This is a genomic window from Embleya sp. AB8, from assembly GCF_049739465.1.
Lineage (GTDB): Bacteria > Actinomycetota > Actinomycetes > Streptomycetales > Streptomycetaceae > Embleya.
The window spans coordinates 246,105-264,923 of the sequence record NZ_JBMHHY010000006.1 but is presented as its reverse complement, the minus strand read 5'-3'; the positions used below and the strand labels follow the sequence as shown (position 1 = coordinate 264,923).

Annotated in this window: 11 protein-coding genes; 4 read left to right on the top strand and 7 right to left on the bottom strand. The window is 70.6% G+C overall.

Features of this window, described 5'->3' with window-relative positions:
* The first annotated feature begins 69 nt into the window (after positions 1 to 69).
* Both ABIA38_RS11200 and smc read left to right on the top strand, forming a co-directional pair.
* Positions 70 to 276, top strand: coding sequence for a hypothetical protein (locus ABIA38_RS11200; protein WP_078975259.1), 207 nt, complete (start codon positions 70 to 72; stop codon positions 274 to 276).
* 306 nt (positions 277 to 582) lie between these two features.
* Positions 583 to 4,224 carry a chromosome segregation protein SMC gene (gene smc, locus ABIA38_RS11195; RefSeq protein WP_424638374.1) on the top strand — a complete coding sequence of 1,214 codons (3,642 nt, stop codon included), beginning with the start codon at positions 583 to 585 and terminating at the stop codon, positions 4,222 to 4,224.
* Between the two features lie 57 nt (positions 4,225 to 4,281).
* On the opposite strand, the gene ABIA38_RS11190 is transcribed toward smc, so the two are convergent.
* On the bottom strand, positions 4,282 to 5,274 hold the full coding sequence (locus ABIA38_RS11190) for an LLM class flavin-dependent oxidoreductase (RefSeq protein WP_424638373.1): 993 nt from the start codon (positions 5,272 to 5,274) through the stop codon (positions 4,282 to 4,284).
* 224 nt (positions 5,275 to 5,498) lie between these two features.
* Between ABIA38_RS11190 and ftsY the strand changes: the two genes are divergently transcribed.
* Positions 5,499 to 6,683, top strand: a complete 1,185-nt coding sequence (ftsY, locus tag ABIA38_RS11185; protein WP_424638372.1) for a signal recognition particle-docking protein FtsY — start codon at positions 5,499 to 5,501, stop codon at positions 6,681 to 6,683.
* A gap of 537 nt (positions 6,684 to 7,220) precedes the next feature.
* Here ftsY and ABIA38_RS11180 read toward each other — a convergent pair.
* On the bottom strand, positions 7,221 to 7,913 hold the full coding sequence (locus tag ABIA38_RS11180) for a bifunctional DNA primase/polymerase (protein WP_424638371.1): 693 nt from the start codon (positions 7,911 to 7,913) through the stop codon (positions 7,221 to 7,223).
* A gap of 254 nt (positions 7,914 to 8,167) precedes the next feature.
* Between ABIA38_RS11180 and ABIA38_RS11175 the strand changes: the two genes are divergently transcribed.
* A complete protein-coding gene (locus ABIA38_RS11175; protein ID WP_424638370.1) occupies positions 8,168 to 9,673 on the top strand; it encodes a hypothetical protein in 1,506 nt (501 codons plus the stop codon).
* A gap of 84 nt (positions 9,674 to 9,757) precedes the next feature.
* Here the strand turns inward: ABIA38_RS11175 and ABIA38_RS11170 are convergent, their stop codons facing one another.
* The 5 genes from ABIA38_RS11170 to ABIA38_RS11150 all read right to left on the bottom strand — a co-directional run bounded on the left by ABIA38_RS11170 (position 9,758) and on the right by ABIA38_RS11150 (position 18,783).
* Entirely contained in the window at positions 9,758 to 11,302 is a 1,545-nt protein-coding gene (locus ABIA38_RS11170; RefSeq protein WP_424638369.1) for an ABC transporter substrate-binding protein, read from the bottom strand.
* Between the two features lie 362 nt (positions 11,303 to 11,664).
* On the bottom strand, positions 11,665 to 13,251 hold the full coding sequence (locus ABIA38_RS11165; protein ID WP_424638368.1) for an ABC transporter substrate-binding protein: 1,587 nt from the start codon (positions 13,249 to 13,251) through the stop codon (positions 11,665 to 11,667).
* Between the two features lie 144 nt (positions 13,252 to 13,395).
* On the bottom strand, positions 13,396 to 15,006 hold the full coding sequence (locus ABIA38_RS11160; RefSeq protein WP_424638367.1) for an ABC transporter substrate-binding protein: 1,611 nt from the start codon (positions 15,004 to 15,006) through the stop codon (positions 13,396 to 13,398).
* Between the two features lie 224 nt (positions 15,007 to 15,230).
* Positions 15,231 to 16,853: an ABC transporter substrate-binding protein gene (locus tag ABIA38_RS11155; RefSeq protein ID WP_424638366.1), complete on the bottom strand. Its 1,623-nt coding sequence runs from the start codon at positions 16,851 to 16,853 to the stop codon at positions 15,231 to 15,233.
* Positions 16,854 to 17,181: 328 nt separating this feature from the next.
* On the bottom strand, positions 17,182 to 18,783 hold the full coding sequence (locus ABIA38_RS11150) for an ABC transporter substrate-binding protein (RefSeq protein ID WP_424638365.1): 1,602 nt from the start codon (positions 18,781 to 18,783) through the stop codon (positions 17,182 to 17,184).
* Positions 18,784 to 18,819 lie beyond the last annotated feature (36 nt).

The following is an 18,819-nucleotide window of genomic DNA, read 5'->3' as shown; positions in this document are numbered from 1 at the left end:
GCGGCCGGGTGCCACATTTAGACCCGCGAATCTGCGTGGTCATTCATTTTCAGCGTGGAGGACCCTCTCATGGCGAAGGCGCTTCTCGGTTACGTCGGTGGCCCCGATCCCCGACTGCTCGCCGAGAATCGACGGCTCCAGCAGCGTGTTCGTGACCTGGAAACGGAACTCGTCCGTGCCCAGGAGCGTAACGACGCGCTCAACGCCGCCGCTTCGGACGAGCTGCTTGCCGGCTTCGACGTCTCCGCGGCGGAACCCGCGCTTTCGCGAGCGTAGGTCCGTAAGCGATAACCAGGGACGCCTTCAGGCGTCCCTTTGTCGTTTCCGACCCACGACGTTTGTTCCGACTTTTGTTCGATCCTCGCCGGGTTCGATCCTTGCCGTCCCGCGCATCCCCGCGTGGCGCGCCCTCGACCGCGCGCCCGGTGCTTCGACTGACCCCTGTGCCCGTCCCCGCCGATCCCCCTTGCCGCCCACCCGCTCGCTTCCAGCGGTTGATACCCCCATCCGAGGTGCTCGACACGCCCTCGGACGGACCGAGCGGAACGATCGTGCGATGTGCGCCGACTACCCTTTCGTCGCGTGCACCTCAAGAGTCTGACCCTGCGTGGCTTCAAGTCCTTCGCGTCGGCGACGACGTTGCGCTTCGAGCCCGGGATCACGTGCGTGGTGGGGCCGAACGGCTCCGGCAAGTCGAACGTGGTCGACGCGTTGTCGTGGGTGATGGGCGAGCAGGGTGCCAAGACGCTGCGCGGCGGCAAGATGGAGGACGTCATCTTCGCCGGCACCTCCGGCCGACCGCCGCTGGGGCGCGCCGAGGTGAGTCTGACCATCGACAACACCGACGGCGCGCTGCCCATCGACTATTCCGAAGTCACCATCACCCGGCGGATGTTCCGCAACGGCGGCTCGGAGTACGAGATCAACGGCAGCACCTGTCGGCTGCTCGACATCCAGGAACTGCTCTCCGACTCCGGCATCGGTCGGGAGATGCACGTGATCGTCGGGCAGGGTCGGCTCGACTCGGTGCTGCAGGCCGATCCCACCGGGCGACGTGCGTTCATCGAGGAGGCCGCGGGCGTCCTCAAGCATCGCAAGCGCAAGGAGAAGGCGCTGCGCAAGCTGGATGCGATGCAGGCGAATCTGACCCGGGTGCAGGACCTGACCGCCGAACTGCGCAGGCAGCTCAAGCCGCTCGGGCGGCAGGCCCAGGTGGCCCGCCGGGCGGCGGCGATCCAGGCCGATCTGCGCGACGCGCGGCTGCGCCTGCTCGCCGACGATCTGGTGCGGCTGCAGCGGGCGTTGGCCGAGGAGGTCGCGGACGAGGCCGCGTTGCGCGAGCGGCGGACGGCGGTGGAGCGCGAGCTGGGCCTGGTCCAGGCGCGCGAGGCGGCGTTGGAGGCCGAGGTGCGGGCGATGGCGCCGCGGCTGGCCCGGGCGCAGGAGACCTGGTACGCGCTGTCCGCGCTGGCCGAGCGGGTGCGCGGGACGGCGGGACTGGCCGGACAGCGGGTCCGGCATGCCCGCTCCGCCCCGGCCGAGGAGCGGCGCGGCCGGGATCCGCAGGAGATGGAGCGCGAGGCGGCGCACATTCGCGAGCAGGAGGCGGAACTTGCCGCCGCGCTCGAGTCGGCGCAGGTCGAACTCGCCGAGACGGTCGAGCGGCGCGGCGAGGCGGAGCGTGCCCTGGTCGGGGAGGAGCGGCGACTCAAGGAGGTCGCCCGGGCGCTGGCGGATCGCCGCGAGGGGCTGGCTCGGCTGGTCGGGCAGGCGGGCGCGGCGCGCAGCCGGGTGGCCGCGGCCGAGGCGGAGATCGGGCGGTTGGTCGCGGCCCGGGACCAGGCGCTGGCGCGGGCGGTGGCCGCGCAGGAGGAGTACGAGCGGCTCAGGGTCGGTGTCGAGGGCTCCCCGGAGGACGACGGCGGGTCCGGGCTCGCCGCGCTCGAGGCCCGGTTGGCCACCGCGAGGGACGTGCTGGCCGACGCCGAGGAGGCGTTGGCCGGGATCCGCGCGGCGGAGCGCGAGGCCGAGCGGGAGCGGTCGGCGGTGGGCGCCCGCAAGGAGGCGCTGGAGCCGGCGCTGCGGCGCAAGGACGGTACGGGCGCGCTGCTCGCGGCGGGCGACCGGTTGTCGGGTGTGCTGGGCACGGTGGCCGCGCTGATCGGCGTCGAGCCCGGCGCCGAACAGGCGATCGCGGCGGCGCTCGGGGCGGCCTCGGACGCGGTCGCGGTGACCGGTGTGCGGCCGGCCGTCGAGGCGTTGCGGCTGTTGCGCGAGGACGACGCGGGGCGGGCCGGCCTGGTGCTCGGCGGGGTTGTCGCCGATGGGCCGGAGGGATGGCCCGAGTTGCCGGCGGGCGTGGTGTACGCGGTGCGGTTGGTGTCCGTACCCGAGGAGTTGCGCGGCGCACTGTACGGACTCCTCGCGCGGATCGCGGTGGTCGAGGATCTGGACGCCGCCGCCGAGTTGGTGCGGGCGCTGCCCGGGGTGCGGGCGGTCACGCGGGCGGGTGACCTGGTCGGCGCGGGCTTCGCGCACGGCGGGTCGGCGAGCGCGCCGAGTCTGCTCGAGGTGCAGGCGGCGGTGGACGAGGCGGCCGAGCGGTTGGTGGCGCTGACCGCGCGGTGTGCCGGGTTGACCGACGCGCTGGCCGGTGCGGTGGCGACCCGGCGCGAGGCGGCGGCCGAGGTGGAGCGGGTCACCGCGGAGCGGCGCGAGGCGGAGCGCCGGGCCGCCGCGGCCGGCAAGGAGTTGGGCCGGCTCGGCGGGCAGGCGCGGGCGGCGGCGGGGGAGGCCGAGCGGTTGGCGGGCGCGGTGGTCGAGGCCGAGGCGGCGCGCGCGCAGCAGGAGTCGGCGGTCGAGGAGTTGGCGGCGCGGCTCGAGGCGGCCGAGGAGTACCACGCGGCCGAGGGCGACGCGGAGCCGGACCACGCCGAGCGGGACCGGCTCGCGGGGGCCGCGAGCGCGGCCCGGCAGGGCGAGATGGAGGCGCGGCTTGCGCTGCGTACGCACGAGGAGCGGGTGCGGTCCCTGGCCGGCCGGGCCGACGCGCTGGATCGGGGCGCGCGGGCGGAGCGCGAGGCGCGGGCGACGGCGGCCCGGCGACGGGAGCGGATGGCGGTGGAGGCGAAGGTCGCCGGCGCCGTGCTGGCCGGCACCGAGGCGCTGCTGCGCTACGTCGAGGCGTCGTTGGCGCGGGCCGGGGACGAACGTGACGCGGCGGAGGCGGCCCGCACCGCGCGGGAGGCGGAGCTGGCCCGGGAGCGGGCCCGCTCGCGCGAGTTCGCCGGCGAGTTGGAGAAGTTGACCGACTCGGTGCACCGGGACGAGATGGTGCGTGCGGAGAAGCGGCTGCGGGTCGAGCAGTTGGAGACCAAGTCGCTGGAGGAGCACGGGATGGAGGCGGCCGGGCTGCTCGCCGAGTACGGCCCGGACCGGTTGGTGCCGCCGTCGCCGCCGGCCGAGGGCGAGGAGCGCGATCCGGATTCGGCCGAGGCGCGCCCGCGCCCCTACGTACGAGCCGAGCAGGAGAAGCGGCTGCGGGCGGCGGAGAAGGCGCACACCCAGCTGGGCAAGGTGAACCCGCTGGCGCTGGAGGAGTTCGCCGCGCTGGAGGAGCGACACAACTTCCTGACCGAGCAGTTGGAGGATCTGAAGAACACCCGGCGCGATCTGATGACCGTGGTCAAGGAGGTCGACGAGCGTGTCGAGCAGGTGTTCACGGCCGCCTTCCAGGACACCGCGCGGGAGTTCGTCGGGGTGTTCGCACGGTTGTTCCCGGGCGGTGAGGGGCGGCTGATCCTGACCGACCCCGACGACATGCTGACCACCGGCATCGAGGTGGAGGCCCGGCCGCCGGGCAAGAAGGTCAAGCGGCTGTCGCTGCTCTCCGGCGGCGAGCGCTCGCTCACCGCGGTGGCCCTCCTGGTGGCCATCTTCAAGGCCCGGCCCAGTCCGTTCTACGTGATGGACGAGGTCGAGGCGGCGCTGGACGACATGAATCTGCAGCGGCTGATCGGGATCTTGGCCGAGTTGCGGGAGAGTTCGCAGCTGATCGTGATCACCCACCAGAAGCGCACGATGGAGGTCGCGGACGCGCTGTACGGCGTCTCGATGCGCGGCGACGGGGTGACCACGGTGATCAGCCAGCGGCTGCGGCAGGAGGATCGGCGGGCGGCGCTCGAACACCCGGAGCCGATGAGTGGGGTGTCGGTCGGCGGCTGAGCGGCGAGGGCGGCCCCGGGCGTGGGACCCGGGACCGCTGTCGAAGTCGCCGACCGGCTACGCCGGTACGTTGCGCGGCATGACCTTGTCGTTGAACAGTTGCAGGCTGGCCCAGCCCGCGTCGATCGGCAGGCCGCCGACCAGCGGGTGCAGGATCAGCGCGTCGGTCAGGCCGCCCTGCTGCCCGATCTCCACACACTCGTCGGGGGTGAGGCAGCAGTAGATGCCCTCCTCGCGCAGCGCGGTCACCGTGTGGGCCGAGGACTCGACCACCGACGCGATGTCCGGGGTCTGCCAGCCGGCGTAGGTGGTGGCCTCGTGCAGGAAGTATTCGCCGTACTGGGCCCACGCCCGGTCGGGATCCTCGGTGCAGAAGATCATCCGGGTCTTGACCGGCGGCATCATCGCGAAGCCGCCCTCGAAGCCGGCTTCGGCGGCCAACTCGTAGTAGTACTGCTCCAGCTCCGGGATCGGCGCCGCGGCGTAGAACGGCAGCCGCAGTCGGACCGCGCGTCGCACGGACGCCTTCGCGGTGCCGCCGACCATGACCATCGGGTGCGGGTCGGTGAACGGCTTCGGGGTGACCCGGACGGTGCCGCCCCGATACTCGAACGGCTCGCCGGTCCACGCCTTGAGCAGCGTCTCCAGGACCTCGTCCTGGATCTTCCCGCGCCGCTTCCAGTCCTTGCCGAGTGCCGCGTACTCCTCGGGGCGGTAGCCCAGACCCGCGACCAGGGAGAGTCGACCGCCGCTGATGTTGTCCAGGACCGCGATGTCCTCGGCGAGCCGGATCGGGTCGTAGAGCGGCGCGAGCAGCGCGCAGACGATCACGCCGATCCGCTCGGTGGCGCCGAAGATGGCACCCGCGGTGCTCAGCGGGGAGGGGCTCCACGCGTTGTCCGCGCCGTGGTGTTCCTCCAGGCTGATCATGTCGAACCCGTTTTGGTCCGCGAAGGCCGCCATCTCGACGGTGGCCCGGTAGCGCGCGGACATCTCCTGCCGGTCGAGACCGGGGAGGACCTGGTTGAACCGCAGATTCGTGACAGCCATGGAGCGTGAACACCTTCCGGGTCGAGCCGAAACCGCCTCGGACACGTGTCGTCTGCCGGACGGTACTTGGCACCGGCAAGTTATATCTGACGTAGTGTCAGGATTCAACGGTCCTCGGGTGATCGGGCGGTTACCGCGCGAAGACCCGCCCTCGGGCGGCGCGGACCCGCCGGGGGCGGGCGGTCGCGGTTCGCCCCCGGGCGGTCTGGGAGACTGGAGCTCCTATGGAGACTGTGATCCTGATTGTCGTCATTGCCCTTGTCGTCCTCGGCGCCGCCGGCTGGTTCGTGGTCGGCTCGCGCCGCAAGGGCGTACCGCCGGCGCCGCCGCGCACGCCGGTCGAGCCGGGTGTCGGCGACGAGGCCGCCCCGACCGTCGAGGCGCCTCGGCGCACCGTCGACACGGTCGATCTGCCGGATACCTCGGTGGTCGTGCCGGCCGAGCCGGAACTCGTCCCGCTGGAGGTGCCGGAGCCGACGGCGGGCCGGTTGATCCGGCTGCGGGCCCGGTTGGCCCGCTCGCAGACCACCTTCGGCAAGGGCCTGCTCGCCCTGCTCGCGCGCGAGCACCTCGACGAGGACACCTGGGAGGAGATCGAGGACACGCTGCTGACCGCCGACGTGGGCGTGGCGTCCACGCAGGAGTTGGTCGACCGGCTGCGCACTCGGGTCAAGGTGCTGGGTACGCGGACGCCGGCCGAGCTGCGGGCGTTGCTGCACGAGGAGTTGCTCACGCTGGTCGGGCCGGACCTGGACCGTACGCTCAAGACGGCCAAGCACACCGGTGGCGAGGCCGGCGACCGGCCGGCGGTGGTACTCGTGGTCGGCGTGAACGGGACCGGGAAGACCACCACGACCGGCAAGCTGGCGCGGGTGCTGGTGGCGGACGGGCGCAGTGTGGTGCTGGGTGCGGCCGACACGTTCCGGGCCGCCGCGGCCGACCAGTTGCAGACGTGGGGCGAGCGGGTCGGCGCGCACACCGTGCGTGGGCCGGAGGCGGGTGACCCGGCCAGCGTCGCGTTCGACGCGGTCAAGGAGGGCATCGCCGAGGGTGTGGACACGGTGCTCGTGGACACGGCCGGGCGACTGCACACCAAGACCGGTCTGATGGACGAGCTGGGCAAGGTCAAGCGGGTCGTGGAGAAGCACGGTCCGGTGGACGAGGTGCTGCTCGTGCTGGACGCCACGACCGGGCAGAACGGGCTGGTCCAGGCCCGGGTGTTCGCCGAGGTGGTGGACATCACCGGCATCGTGCTCACGAAGCTGGACGGCACGGCCAAGGGCGGCATCGTGGTCTCGGTGCAGCGTGAACTCGGCGTGCCGGTCAAGCTGATCGGGCTCGGCGAGGGGCCGGACGACCTGGCGCCGTTCGAGCCGTCGGCGTTCGTCGATGCGCTCATTGGTGAATAGGCGTTTCGGGCGCGGGGCGCGGGGCGCGTAGCGGGTGACGGGCTTGGTCCTCAAGCGCGGCGCCGGACGGGCTGGATTGGTCCTCAAGCGCCGGACGGGCTGGGGTTGTCCTCAGGCGCCGGACGGGCTGGGGTTGTCCTCAAACGCCGGACGGGCTGGGGTTGTGCGCCGCGTGGTTTTCGGGCTTGTCCTCAAACGCCGGACGGGCTGGATTTTTCGTCGGCCGGTGTTTGGGGACTGGCGTGCGTCCGGACGTCGGGTGGGTTTTCGGGCTTGTCCTCAAACGCCGGACGGGCTGGATTTTTCGTCGGCCGGTGTTTGGGGACCGGCGTGCGTCCGGACGTCGGGTGGGTTTTCGGGCTTGTCCTCAAACGCCGGACGGGCTGGGGTGCCGGACGGGCTGGGGTGCCGGGTGGGTTGGGGTGCCGGGTGGGCTGAGGTGCTCGGCCGGCGGTTGAGGGCGGGCCTGCGTCAGGACGTTGGGCGGGCTTGCCGGCCTGTCCTCAAGCGGGTGCGTGGGCCGTTCGGCGGCTTGGGTTACGACGCCAGCCACAGGCCCCGGCCCGTTGGGGACGCGTCCCTGCGGTGGCAGGCGTAGGCCAGGGTGCCCAGGAGTAGGCGGGCTTCCGGGAGGGGTGGGGCGTTGCGGGCCGGGGGGCGGATCCATTCGACCGGGCCGAGGAGGCCCATGGGGGATGGTGGGGCGAAGACGTAGTCGCCGTCGCCGTGGCAGCGTAGGTCGAGTTCGGCGTCGTCCCAGCCCATCTGGTAGAGCAGGTGCGGGAGTTCGGCGGCGGCGCCGGGGGCGACCAGGAAGGCCACTCGCCCGGTCGGGGTGGCCAGGACCGGGCCCAGAGGGGTGCCCATGCGTTCCAGGCGGACCAGTGCCCGGGTGCCTGCCTGGCGGGGCACGCTGAGTGCGTCGAAGACCCGCCCGGTGGGGACCACCACGGTGCTGTCCGGCCACTGCGACCACAGGTAGCGCACCGCCGCCGGCGACGCGGTGGCCCGCTCCGACCAGCGCGGATCGGCCGGATGCATGCCCGGCGCGGCACAACCGGCCCGGCCGCACGAACAGTGGGTGCCACGTCCGTCGCGCACCAGGTGTGCGCCCTGGGCCACCGGCCAGCCGCGTTCCTCCGCGAACTCGGCCACCGCCTGCCACAGTGCGGCCCGCGTACGCCGGCGCGATCCGAGCATGATGTCCATGTCCTCCCCAACGGCACTCATTACTTTTGGTTACGCTATGACCGCAATAGGTAGTCTCGGCGGCTGCGATATCCGTCCGGTATTCGGTATGCAGTCAAACGTGACCTCCCCCGTAGCGCGTCCCGGGCGCGTGGGGTGGCGAAGCCTGGCGTTTGCGGCATCGACCGGTGTCCGCACACGAGTCGGAATACGTTCGGCCAACGGGCCTGCGCGTACGGTTCCTTCGGGGCCCGGCGCCTGACCGGCCGGACCGCTGAGGGCATGGGGGCGATGCGGTGGCGACGACGCGAGCGCGGGACGGCGGGTCCGCGGACGACGAGCACGAGCCGGACGGGGGGCGGCAGCCCAACGATCGGCTCTCGGCCTGGTTCGCGCGCAGCGGGTGGTCCAAGGGCGAACTGGCGCGTCAGGTGAACCGGCACGCGCGGGCGATGTCCGCCCCGCATGTCAGCACCGACACCTCGCGGGTGCGCCGCTGGCTGGACGGCGAGCAGCCGCGCGAGCCGATACCGCAGATCCTGGCCGAGCTGTTCACCCGGCGCTTCGGTCGGGTGGTCAGCATCGACGAACTGGGCCTGCGCGAGCCGGACGAGCCGCACGGCGACTTCGGCGTGGACCTGCCCTGGACGTTCGAGACGGTCGTGGAGATCCTCGGCGAGTACACCCGGGGCGATCTGCTGCTCGGTCGGCAGGAGTTCGTCGGTCCGGCGCTGCGCCTGGCCGCGGGCCGCGATCTGGTCGAGCCGCTGCAGCGCTGGTCGGCGCCCGCGCCCGGGGCGCCCGCGCCGCTGCCGATGCCGCTCGGACCGGGGCCGGGTGCCGGGATCGCGCGGGGACTTCGGCTGCCGGCCGGCGCGATCGAGCAACTGCGCGACTCGGTACGGCTGTTCCGGCGTTGGGACATGCAGGGTGGTGGAGGACTGCGGCGCAAGGCGGTGATCGGCCAACTCAACGGGCTCACCGACCTGTTGCGCGACGAGCAACCCGCCGCCGGGCGGGCCCGACTGCTCGGGCTGACCGCGGAACTCGCGCTGCTCGCCGGGTGGATGTCCTACGACACCGGTCTGCAACCGGGCGCGCAGAAGTACATGGTGCTCGCGCTGCACGCCGCGAAGGAGTGCGACGATGCGCCGCTCGGGGCCAATGTGCTGGGCGTGATGGCCCGGCAGATGATCCACTACGAGATGTCCGAGGACGCCCTGGAGCTGATCCACCTGGCCCAGTACGGCAGTCGGGACGCGGGCGGGCCGGCGCTGCAGGCGATGCTCTACGCGCTGGAGGGGCGGGCGTACGCGGCGCTCGGCAACGCGGATCGATGTCGGCGGGCGCTCGACCTGGCCGAGCAGGCGCTCGCGGACACCCGGCCGGAGACCGAGCCGGACTGGATCCGCTACTTCGACCGGGCCGAACTGCTCGCGGAAAGCGGCCACGCCTATCGCGATCTGGCGTATACCCGACCGGAGTTCACGGCGCCGGCCAAGGAGCGGCTGAGCGCGGCGGTACGGCTGTTGCTGGGCACCCGGGAGTACGTCCGCAGCCTCGCGCTCGCGCGGGTGGGGCTGGCCACGGTGTACCTGATCGAGCGCGATCCGCGGGGGGCCGCGGACCAGGCGGCGGCGGCCCTGGAGATCGCCTTCCGGGTGCGCTCGGAGCGGCTGATCGTGCGACTGCGGCGCACCGTGGCGGGGCTGACCGGCGCCTTCCCGGCGGACCAGGGTGTACGGGCGTTGGCCGCCCGGGTGGCGCGCGAGTTGCCGGAAGCGCCGTTCCCGACCGCGTGACGCGCGTCGGCCCCCTCCCGCGCGGGGCGGGAGGGGGCCGAACGGCGGGCGGTCGGGGCTACTTCACGGTGTGGCGCTACGGGGCTACTTCAAGCCGATGCGGTCCATGAAGAAGACGCCGGTGTTGTACTGCACCACGCCGGTGACCTTCTTGTTGTAGAGCACGCCGATCGAGGACTCCGCGTAGGTCCACACCGGCAGGTCGGTGACCATCGCCTTCTGCAGGTCGGAGTAGGCCTTCTTGCGCACGGCCGGGTCGGTCGAGGTACGGCCGGTGATCAGCGCCGCGTCCACCGCCGGGTTGTTCCAGCCGATGAAGTTGGTCGGGCTCTTGGAGAACCAGTTGTTGAAGCTCTGCGGTTCGGGGTCGACGATCCACTGTTGGAAGAGCATCGCCTGGAAGTCCCGGCGCAGTGCGTACTTCTCGATGTAGGCGCCGATCTCCAGCGTCTCCAGCTTCATCGAGACGTTCTTGTAGTCGGCGAGTTGGGTCTGCATCCACTCGGCGACCTTGAGCGAGGACGGGTTCTGCGGCAGCAGGTAGGTGAACTCGACCTTCTTGCCGTCGCGTTCGAGCTCGTCGAAGAGCTGCTTGGCCTTGGCCTTGTCGGGGGCCGCCTGGACGTTCGCCGGGTCGAAGAACGGCGACTTCTGGGCGAAGTAGCCCTTGGCGGGGACGTAGCCGTTGGACAGCGTCTTCGGGATCCCGGCCGGGTCCAGGGCCAGCGTGATCGCCTGCCGCGCTCGGGGGTCGTCGAACGGCGGCTTGGTCATGTTGAATTGGATCATCTGGCCGCCGTCGACCGTGCGCTGGACGATGCCGATCTCCTTCTGCGCCTGCGCGATGGTGGCGTTGTCGGAGCTGATGAACACGTCGGCGCCACCGCTGTTGACGGTGTTGTACTGCTGCTTGACGTCCGGCACGTTCTTGATGGTCAGCTTGTCCAGCTTGGGCAGACCCTTGTCCTTCTGCCAGTAGTTCTCGTTCTTGACGAACACCTGCTGGCTGCCGCGCGTCCAGCTCTCCAGCTTGAACGGGCCCGCGCCGACCGGCTTGTTGCGGTACTCGTCGGGGCCCTTGGCCAGCGACGCGGGCGAGGCGACGTAGGTCAGGTCGATCGCGATCGAGCGGTCCAGGTTGGCGTTCGGCATGCCCAACGGGGTGATCTCCAGGGTGTTCTCGTCGACCACCTTGGTGGTCAGCGCCGCGGCGGCCTGGCGGTGCTGGGACTGGGTCTCCGCCTTGGCGTGCATGTCCCAGTTGATCTTGACCGCGTCGGCGTTGAGCGGCGTGCCGTCGGAGAACTTGACCCCGGGACGCAGCTTGAGCGTCCACGTCTTGCCGTTGTCGGCGGTGGTCAGGCTCTCCCCGAGGTGCGCCTTGACCGAGTTGTCGCTCGCGTCGAGGTAGAACAGCGGGTCGTACAGCGCCGCGAGGCGCGGCTCGTCCGCGACCGCGACGAACGCGGACTTGAACGGGTCGAGCGAGGCCGAGTCCTGGACGGCCAACATGGTCAGGCTGCCGCCGGACTTGGCCTGGCCCTGGGCGGCGGGTTGTTTGCCGCCCGTGGAGCCGGAATCGTCCGAACCGCCACACGCGGTGGCCGTGATGCCAAGAGTCAGCATCATCGAGACCAGGGCCGTGCGACGTGCGGTCGTGCGTCGTGCAGACAACGTTCTTGCCACCTCCGCCGGGAACAACACAAGTGGTGCCGGGAGCCGTGCGTGTGGAGCGGGGACTGCCGAACTGCCGAATCGGTACTGCGTGCGGGACACCGTAGATCCACTCGGTGGAACTTGCACGCGATGCGAGCCGCTCGTTCACATCGTTACCGGGCGTCGTTGAATCGTGTCGGGTCGCCTGCGCTCCCCGGCCTTCGCGAGCCGCCCGGGAAACCCGTCCGCGAGTGCGAACGGGCCTCCCGGGCAACGATGGTGACAGGGCGTCGGATCGATCGACGAGGCGGGCCCGGAAGCGGAAGCGGGACCGGTTACTTCAGCCCGACCCGGTCCATCAGCATGCCGCCGTCCTGGACACCGACGACACCCGCGGCCCGCGAGCCGGAGATGATGTTGGTGACCGCCTCCTGGTAGGCGAGCATCGGCAGATCCTTGACCAGCACCTTCTGCAGGTCGGCGTAGGCCGCCTTGCGCGCGCTCTCGTCGGTGGTGGAGCGGCCCTTGAGCAGCGCCGCGTCCGCCTCCTGGCTCCGGTAGCCGGTGAAGTTCAACGGGGTCTGCGAGAACAGGCTGTTGAACAGGACCGGCTCCGGGTCGCTGGACCAGATCTGGTAGAGCGCCGCGGAGAAGTTCTTCTGTACCGTCAGCCGCAGGTAGTAGCTCGACACCTCGGCCTTGTCCAGTTTGACCTCGACGTTCTTGAACGCGTTGAGCGCGGTCATGGTGTATTCGGAGGTCGCGTTGGAGGTCGGGTTCTCCGGGACCAGATAGCCGAACTTCACCGGCTTGCCCTCGGCCGCGAGCTGATCGAAGAGCTGCTGCGCCTCGGCCTTGTTCGGGCTCGGTTGCACGGCGGTGGGGTCGGTGAAGTTCTTGCCGCTGTGGAAGATGCTCTTGGCCGGGGTCGCCGTGCCCGCGAACATCTTCTGGTTCAGGTCGGCCGGGTCGAGCGCCAGCGCCACCGCGCGTCGGGCGCGCGGGTCGTCGAACGGCGCCGTCGCGGTGTTGAACACGATCATCTGGCCGCCGTCGAGGGTGAACGGCGTGACGCCCAGGCCCGCTTCCTGGGCGGCCTTGGTCTTTTGCGCGTCGATCGTGAAGGTGATGTCGGCGCCGCCGGCCTTGATCGTGTCGACCTGCTGCTTGACGTCGTTGACCACCTTGATGGTCAGCGTGTCCAGATACGGCTTGTCCGCGCCCTGCCAGTAGTTCGGGTTCTTCTCGAACACCATCTGGCTGTCCCGGGTCCACGTCTTGAGCACGAACGGCCCGGCGCCGACCGGCCTTTCCCCCTTCGGGTCGATCCCGTACTGCTTGGGCGACTCGATGTAGGACAGTTCGGTGGCCACCGTGCGGTCGAAGTTGGCGTTGAGCATCGGCAGGGTGATCCTGAGGGTCAGCGGGTCGACCACCTCCAGACCCAGGCCGGACGCGGCCGGGCGGTGCTGGCTGAGCACCTCCGGCTTGGCGTGCATCTCCCAGTTGAACTTGACCGCCGCCGCGTCCAACGGGGTGCCGTCGCTGAACTTGACGTTCGGCTTGACCTCGAGCGTCCAGGTCTTGCCGCCGTCGTCGCTCTTCAGGCTCTTCCCGATCTGCGGGACCACCGTGTTCTGCGTGTTGTCCACGTAGAACAGCGCGTCGTAGACCGCGAGCATGCGGTTGAGGTCGGTGACCGCCGCGTAGGACGCGTTGAACGGTGTCATGCTGCGCGCGTCGGACACGGTCAGCAGGGTCAGATTGCCACCCTTCTTCCCGCCCGCCGACGCGCTCGGGTCGGCCTTGCCGCCGGCGGCACCGTCGCCGCCGCCGCACGCGGCGAGGGTCAGGGCCAGGACGGACGCGCCGGCGAGGGCCGCCGCGCGCTTTCTCGCGTTGTCGCCGTGGTGCTTGCTCATGTGACTCCTCCGTTGTCACAAGGCACACCGGCCCCCGTTCGGACCGGGTGTGGTGGTGCGGTGGTGCACGACCGGTCGGCCGCCGCGGCGCCCGGGAACGCGGCGCCGCGGCGGCCGACCGGCCGAGTCTGTGGGGTCAGCCGCTCATCGGCGCCGCCCGATGGCGTCGAAGTGGATCAGGCCGTCGTTGTAGAGCTGGATCCCGACCAGATCGGACCGGTGCACCGCGCCGATCACCGCCTGCGAGTAGACCCAGAACGGCAGATCGCGATTGACCTGGTTCTGCAGCCGGGTGTAGGCGTCGCGCCGCGCGGCGGGGTCGGTGGAGCGCCGGCCGTCCTCCAGGGCGGCGTCCACGACGTCGTTGGCGTAGCCGGTGATATTGCTCAACCCGGCCTTGCCGTACAGGAACTGATAGATCGTCGGCTCCACGTCGTCGGCCCACAGCTGACACACCGTGGCGTCGAAGTCGTTGCCCGCGAGCCGGGTCACCAGCGAGGCCATGTCGGTGACCTCGACGATCACCGTGACGCCCGGATAGCCCTCCAGGGTCTGCCGGATGTACTCGGCGGTGGCCCGCATCTTGGCGCTGTCCGGTACCAGATAGCGGAACACGAACGGCTTGCTGCCGTTGGCGGTGACCTGGGCGAACAGCGCGCGGGCCGCGTCCGGCCGGTTCTCCGGCGCGGCCAGGTTGACGTTGGCGAGCGGGGAGCCGGCATCGAAGATGCCCCGGGCGGGGTCGCCGCGACCGGCGTAGAAGCGCCGATTGATCTCCGTACTGCTCAACGCCAGGGTCACCGCGCGGCGGGCGTTCGGGTCCGCGAACGGCCCCTTGCGCACATTGAACGCGACCATCGTGCCGCCGTTGAGCCGGGAGTCCTCGGCGGCCAGCCCGTCCGCGCGCGCCTGGGCCAGGGTCTGCGGATCCGTGGTCAGGGTCAGGTCGGCGTGCTTGGCCCGGATCGTCTTGTCGGCGTTCTCCACGTCCTTGTCGACCCGGAAGACCACCTCGTCGAGGTAGGGCCGATTGTGTTGCCAGTATTGGGGGTTGCGCTCCAGGCGCAGCTCCTTGCCCGGCTCCCAGCTCTTGACCTTGAACGGGCCCGCGCCCACCGGGGCGTGCTTGAGCTCGAACCGGCCCTCCGGCGTGGCGGCCAACCGCCGGGGCGCGACGAAGGACAGGTTTCGCGCGATGGTGTGGTCGAAGTTGGCGTTGGAGGAGGGGAGTTCGATGCGCAGTTGCAGCGCGGAGACCTCGGTCAGCTGCACGCCCCGCAGCGGGCCGCCGACCAGGGAGCGTACCGAGGGGTCGCGGTGCGCCTCCCAGTTGGCCTTGACCGTGCCCGCGTCGAGCGAACTGCCGTCGCTGAAGCGCAGGTTCGCCCGCAGGGTCAGCGTCCAGATCCGGGCGCTCTGATCGGACACCAGCGATTCGGCCAACTTGGGCCGCACCCCGCCGGTGTTCGGATCGGTCCACACGAGCACGTCGTAGATCGCGGCCAGCCGGTTGGAGTCGCCGACGCTGGAGTAGGACGCGGTGAACGGATCCAGGCCGCGCTCCTCCCCGGGCATCAGGATGGTCACCGAACCGCCGCGCGCGGGCTCGCCGGAGGAGCCCTTGGCGTCGGACGAGTCCGCCCCGCAGCCGGCCGTGGCCAGCACGCCGGCCGCCGCGAGCGCGAGGGCGAGCGAGAGCCGGCGGCGAACGCGGGGACGTCTCGGTGGTGAGGGTGTCGTCGGGTGGGGTGCCACTGCCGGCCTACCTACCTATCACTGTGGGGTTCGAACGTGCCTCGTGCGTCGGTGCAGTCGTGCAGTCGTTCCAAAAGTGCGGTAGCGCTGTGCTGCGAGCGGCGTACGCGGATCACGCGAGGGAGCCCGACCCGTCCCGCGCGTCGGGGTCGCGGGAGGGGTCGGGCGGGCGCCGGGGCGTCCCGCCCGGGATCACGGTTTCCGGGCGGGACGAGGTCGATCGACTAGCCGGTGGTACCGATTCGGTCCCACAGGACGACGCCGTCGTTGATCAGCTGGACGCCGGTGATCCTGGGGCTGTGGATCGCGGCGGCGACCGCTTCCTGGTAGACCCAGAACGGCATGTCCTTGTTCACCTGTAGCTGTACTCGCGTGTACGCGTCGCGGCGCTGGGCGGGGTCGGTCGTCCGGCGGGCGTCCTCGAGCGCGGTGTCGACGAGCGCGTTCTCGTAACTGCTGTTGTTCGTCATGCTCTTGCTGTGCAGGAGATCGTAGATGCCCGGCTCCGGGTCGTCGATCCACTGCTGGCCGAGGGCCGCCTGCCACTCGGTGCTGCCACCGCCTCGGACGGTCTTGACGTAGGTCGCGATGTCGACGATCTTGACGTCCATCTCGACCCCGGCATACGTGCCGAGCACCTGCTTCATGTACTCCGCGACCCGGATCGAGGCGGGGGCCTGCGGAACCCAGTAGGTGAACTTGATCGGCTTGGTGCCGCCGGCCGTGACGTCGTCGAAGAGCTGCTTGGCCCGCTCCTTGTCGTTCTCCGAGGCGGCGAGCTGGATGTTCGCCACGGGGGAGGACGCGGCGAAGATGCCCTTGGCCGGGGTGCCCTTGCCGCCGAAGAACTTCTGGTTGAGCTCCGCCCCGCTGAACGCGAAGACGAACGCCCGCCGGGCGCGCAGGTCCTTGAACGGCGCCACGTTCATGTTGAACACGACCATCTGGCCGCCGTTGAGGCTGATCCGCTGGACGCCCAGCTTCTTGTCCTCGGCCTGCGCCGTGGCCAGCGGGTCCACCGCCACGGTCAGGTCGGTCTTGCCCTGGTCCACCGCGGTGATCGAGTGGTTGACGTCGGTGTCGACCGTGATGGTCAGGTTGTCCAGGTGCGGCAGGCCCTTCTCGCGCTGCCAGTAGTCGGGGTTGCGGGTGTAGGTCTGCTTGGCCCCGCGCTCCCACGACACCAGCTTGTACGGGCCCGCGCCGACCGGCTTGTCGCCGATTCCGGTGGGGGAGGCGCGCAGCGCGGTGGGCGAGGCGATGAAGGTGAGGGTGCGGGTGACCAGGTGGTCGAAGTTCGCGTTCTCGGCGACCAGTTTGATGTCCAGGGTGAGCGGGCTGCTCACGGTGAGCGAGGCGATGTTGCTCGCCGCGCCGCGCTGGAAGGAGCCGACCTTGGGGTCCTTGTGCCGCTCCCAGTTGAAGCGCACCGCCTCGGCGTCCAGCAGTGTGCCGTCGCTGAACTTCACGTTGGGGCGGATCTTGAGTTGCCACGTGTCGGCCCTGGGGCCGTTGATCGCCAGCGACTCGGCGATCTGCGGGCGCACGCTGCCGGTGGTGGGGTCCGCCCACACCAGCGAGTCGTAGAGCGCCGACATCCGGCTGCCGTCGGCGACGTTGACATACGAGGTGGCGAACGGGTCCAGGCTGGTCGAGTCGCCTGGCAGGCTCATCGTGAGCGAGCCGCCCTGCTTGGGCGTGCCCGCGGCCGACGGCTTGGTCTTGTCGTCGCTGCCACAACCGGCGAGGGCGGTGACCAGGGTGCCGGCGGCGATCAGCGCCGCCATTCGCCGCCGGGGACGGGTACGGCGCGGGGATCGAAGGGACAACAGGGAAGTACGAGTCACTGCAGGGCCAACCTTCACCTGACGGACCGTCCGGGCGTCTGTGGCCGGGCGGCGGACGTGCATGGTGCCGGGTACGTCGGCCGACTCGGGGGAGAGGGCGACGGCGCCCCGGGTGGAGCATGGTGGTGCGTCCGTACGGTTGTGCGGTCGTGCGGTGGAGCGTGGTACTCGACTGTCTGCGATCCGTACACGAGACACGTGAAGGCCGGGAATCACGAAGTGACTCCCGGCCTCCACGAACCTACTGGTAAGGGTGCCGTCCCTTTCTACTGCCTTCCGGCCTGATGGTCCATCAAGATCCGGTCACCGTTGTACTTCTGATGACCAGTCAGCCCTTTTTGCCGATCCGGTCGAAGAGGAAGATGCCGTCGTTGGACAGCTGGACGCCGGTCACGCCCGAGTGGAACACCCCGGCCACCACCGCCTCCTGGTAGACCCACAGCGGCATGTCCTTGTCCAACTGGAGTTGCAGTTGGGTGTACGCGGCGCGGCGCCGGGCCGGGTCGGTGGTGTTGCGCGCGTCGTCGAGCGCCCGGTCCACCGTGTCGTCGCCGTAGAAGCAGCAGTTGCTCGGGCTGCCCCGGTGCAGGTACTGGTAGACCACCGGCTCGGGATCGTCCGCGAGCAGCTGGCTGACCTTGACGTCGAAGGACTCGGGGAGGTTGGAGCGCTTGACGAACTCGGACAGGTCGGCGGTCTCCACGTCCAGCCCGACCCCGGGATAGCGCTCCAGCGTCTCCTTCAGATAGCGACCCAGTTCGTCGATCGCGGTGCTCTTGGGCGCGAAGAACTTGATCCGGATCGGCTTGGCGCCCTTGTCGGTCACCTTGTCGAACAACTCCGCGGCCTGCTGCGGCTTGTTCTCCGGCGCGGACAGCTGCGGGTTGGCCACCGGGGAGGACTGGTTGAAGATGCCGCGCGCGGGGGTGCCCGCGCCGCCGAACACGCGCCGGTTGATCTCCTCGCTGCTCAGCGCCAGGACGATCGCGCGTCGTACGTCGGGGTTGGCGGTGGGACCACCGGAGGTGTCGAAGCTGAGCAACTGGCCGCCGGACAGCGCCAGCGACTCGATGCCGACGCCGGCCTCGCGTGCCGCCTTGAGGCTGAACGCGTCGCTGACGTTGGCCACATCGGCCTTGCCCCGCTTGACCTTGTCGACGGCCGCACTGCCGCCGGCCTCGTAGCGGAAGGTGATCGAGTCCACGTAGGGCTTGGCCGGGCCCTGCCAGTAGGTCGGGTTCTTCACCAGGGTCAGGTGGTCGCCCTTGACCCAGCCGCCCTGGGACAACATGAACGGGCCCGCACCGACCGGGTGTTCGGCCAACTTGTCGACGCCCTCGGCAATCGCCTTGGGCGAGGCGATGAAGGACAGACTGCGCGCGACCAGGCGGTCGAAGTTGCCGTTCGGCTTGTCCAGGGTGATCCGCAGCTCCAGCGCGTCGGCGCCGATCTGGCTCTTCATCCCCACCGTCGCGTCCCGCTGTCGGGACTTGGTGCTGGGGAGCGCGTGCGTGTCCCAGTTGATCTTGACCGCGGCGGCGTCGAACACCGTGCCGTCGGTGAACTTGAGGTTGGGCCGCAGCCGCAGGCTCCACACCTTGTTGCCGCCGCCCTCGACGGGCTCCAGGCTCTGCGCGAGCTGCGGCTGTACGGAGCCGGTGACCGGGTTGGTCCACACGAGGCTGTCGTAGAGCGCGGACAGCCGGTTGCCGTCCGCCTGCGCCGCGTAGGAGGGCAGGAACGGGTCGAGGCTGCGGGCCTCGGAGGTGGCCAGGATGTCCAGCGAGCCGCCGGCCCTGGGGGTGCCCACCGCGCTGGGCGGCTCACCGGAATCGGAGCCACAGCCGGCCGCGGCCAGCAGGCCGATCGCCGCGAACACGGCGGCGGTGCGGTGGCGGGCCCGAAGGGCGAAAGGTCGTGCGTGTGCCACAGAAAACGTCCTCAAGCGTGGAGCAGGCCGGCCGAA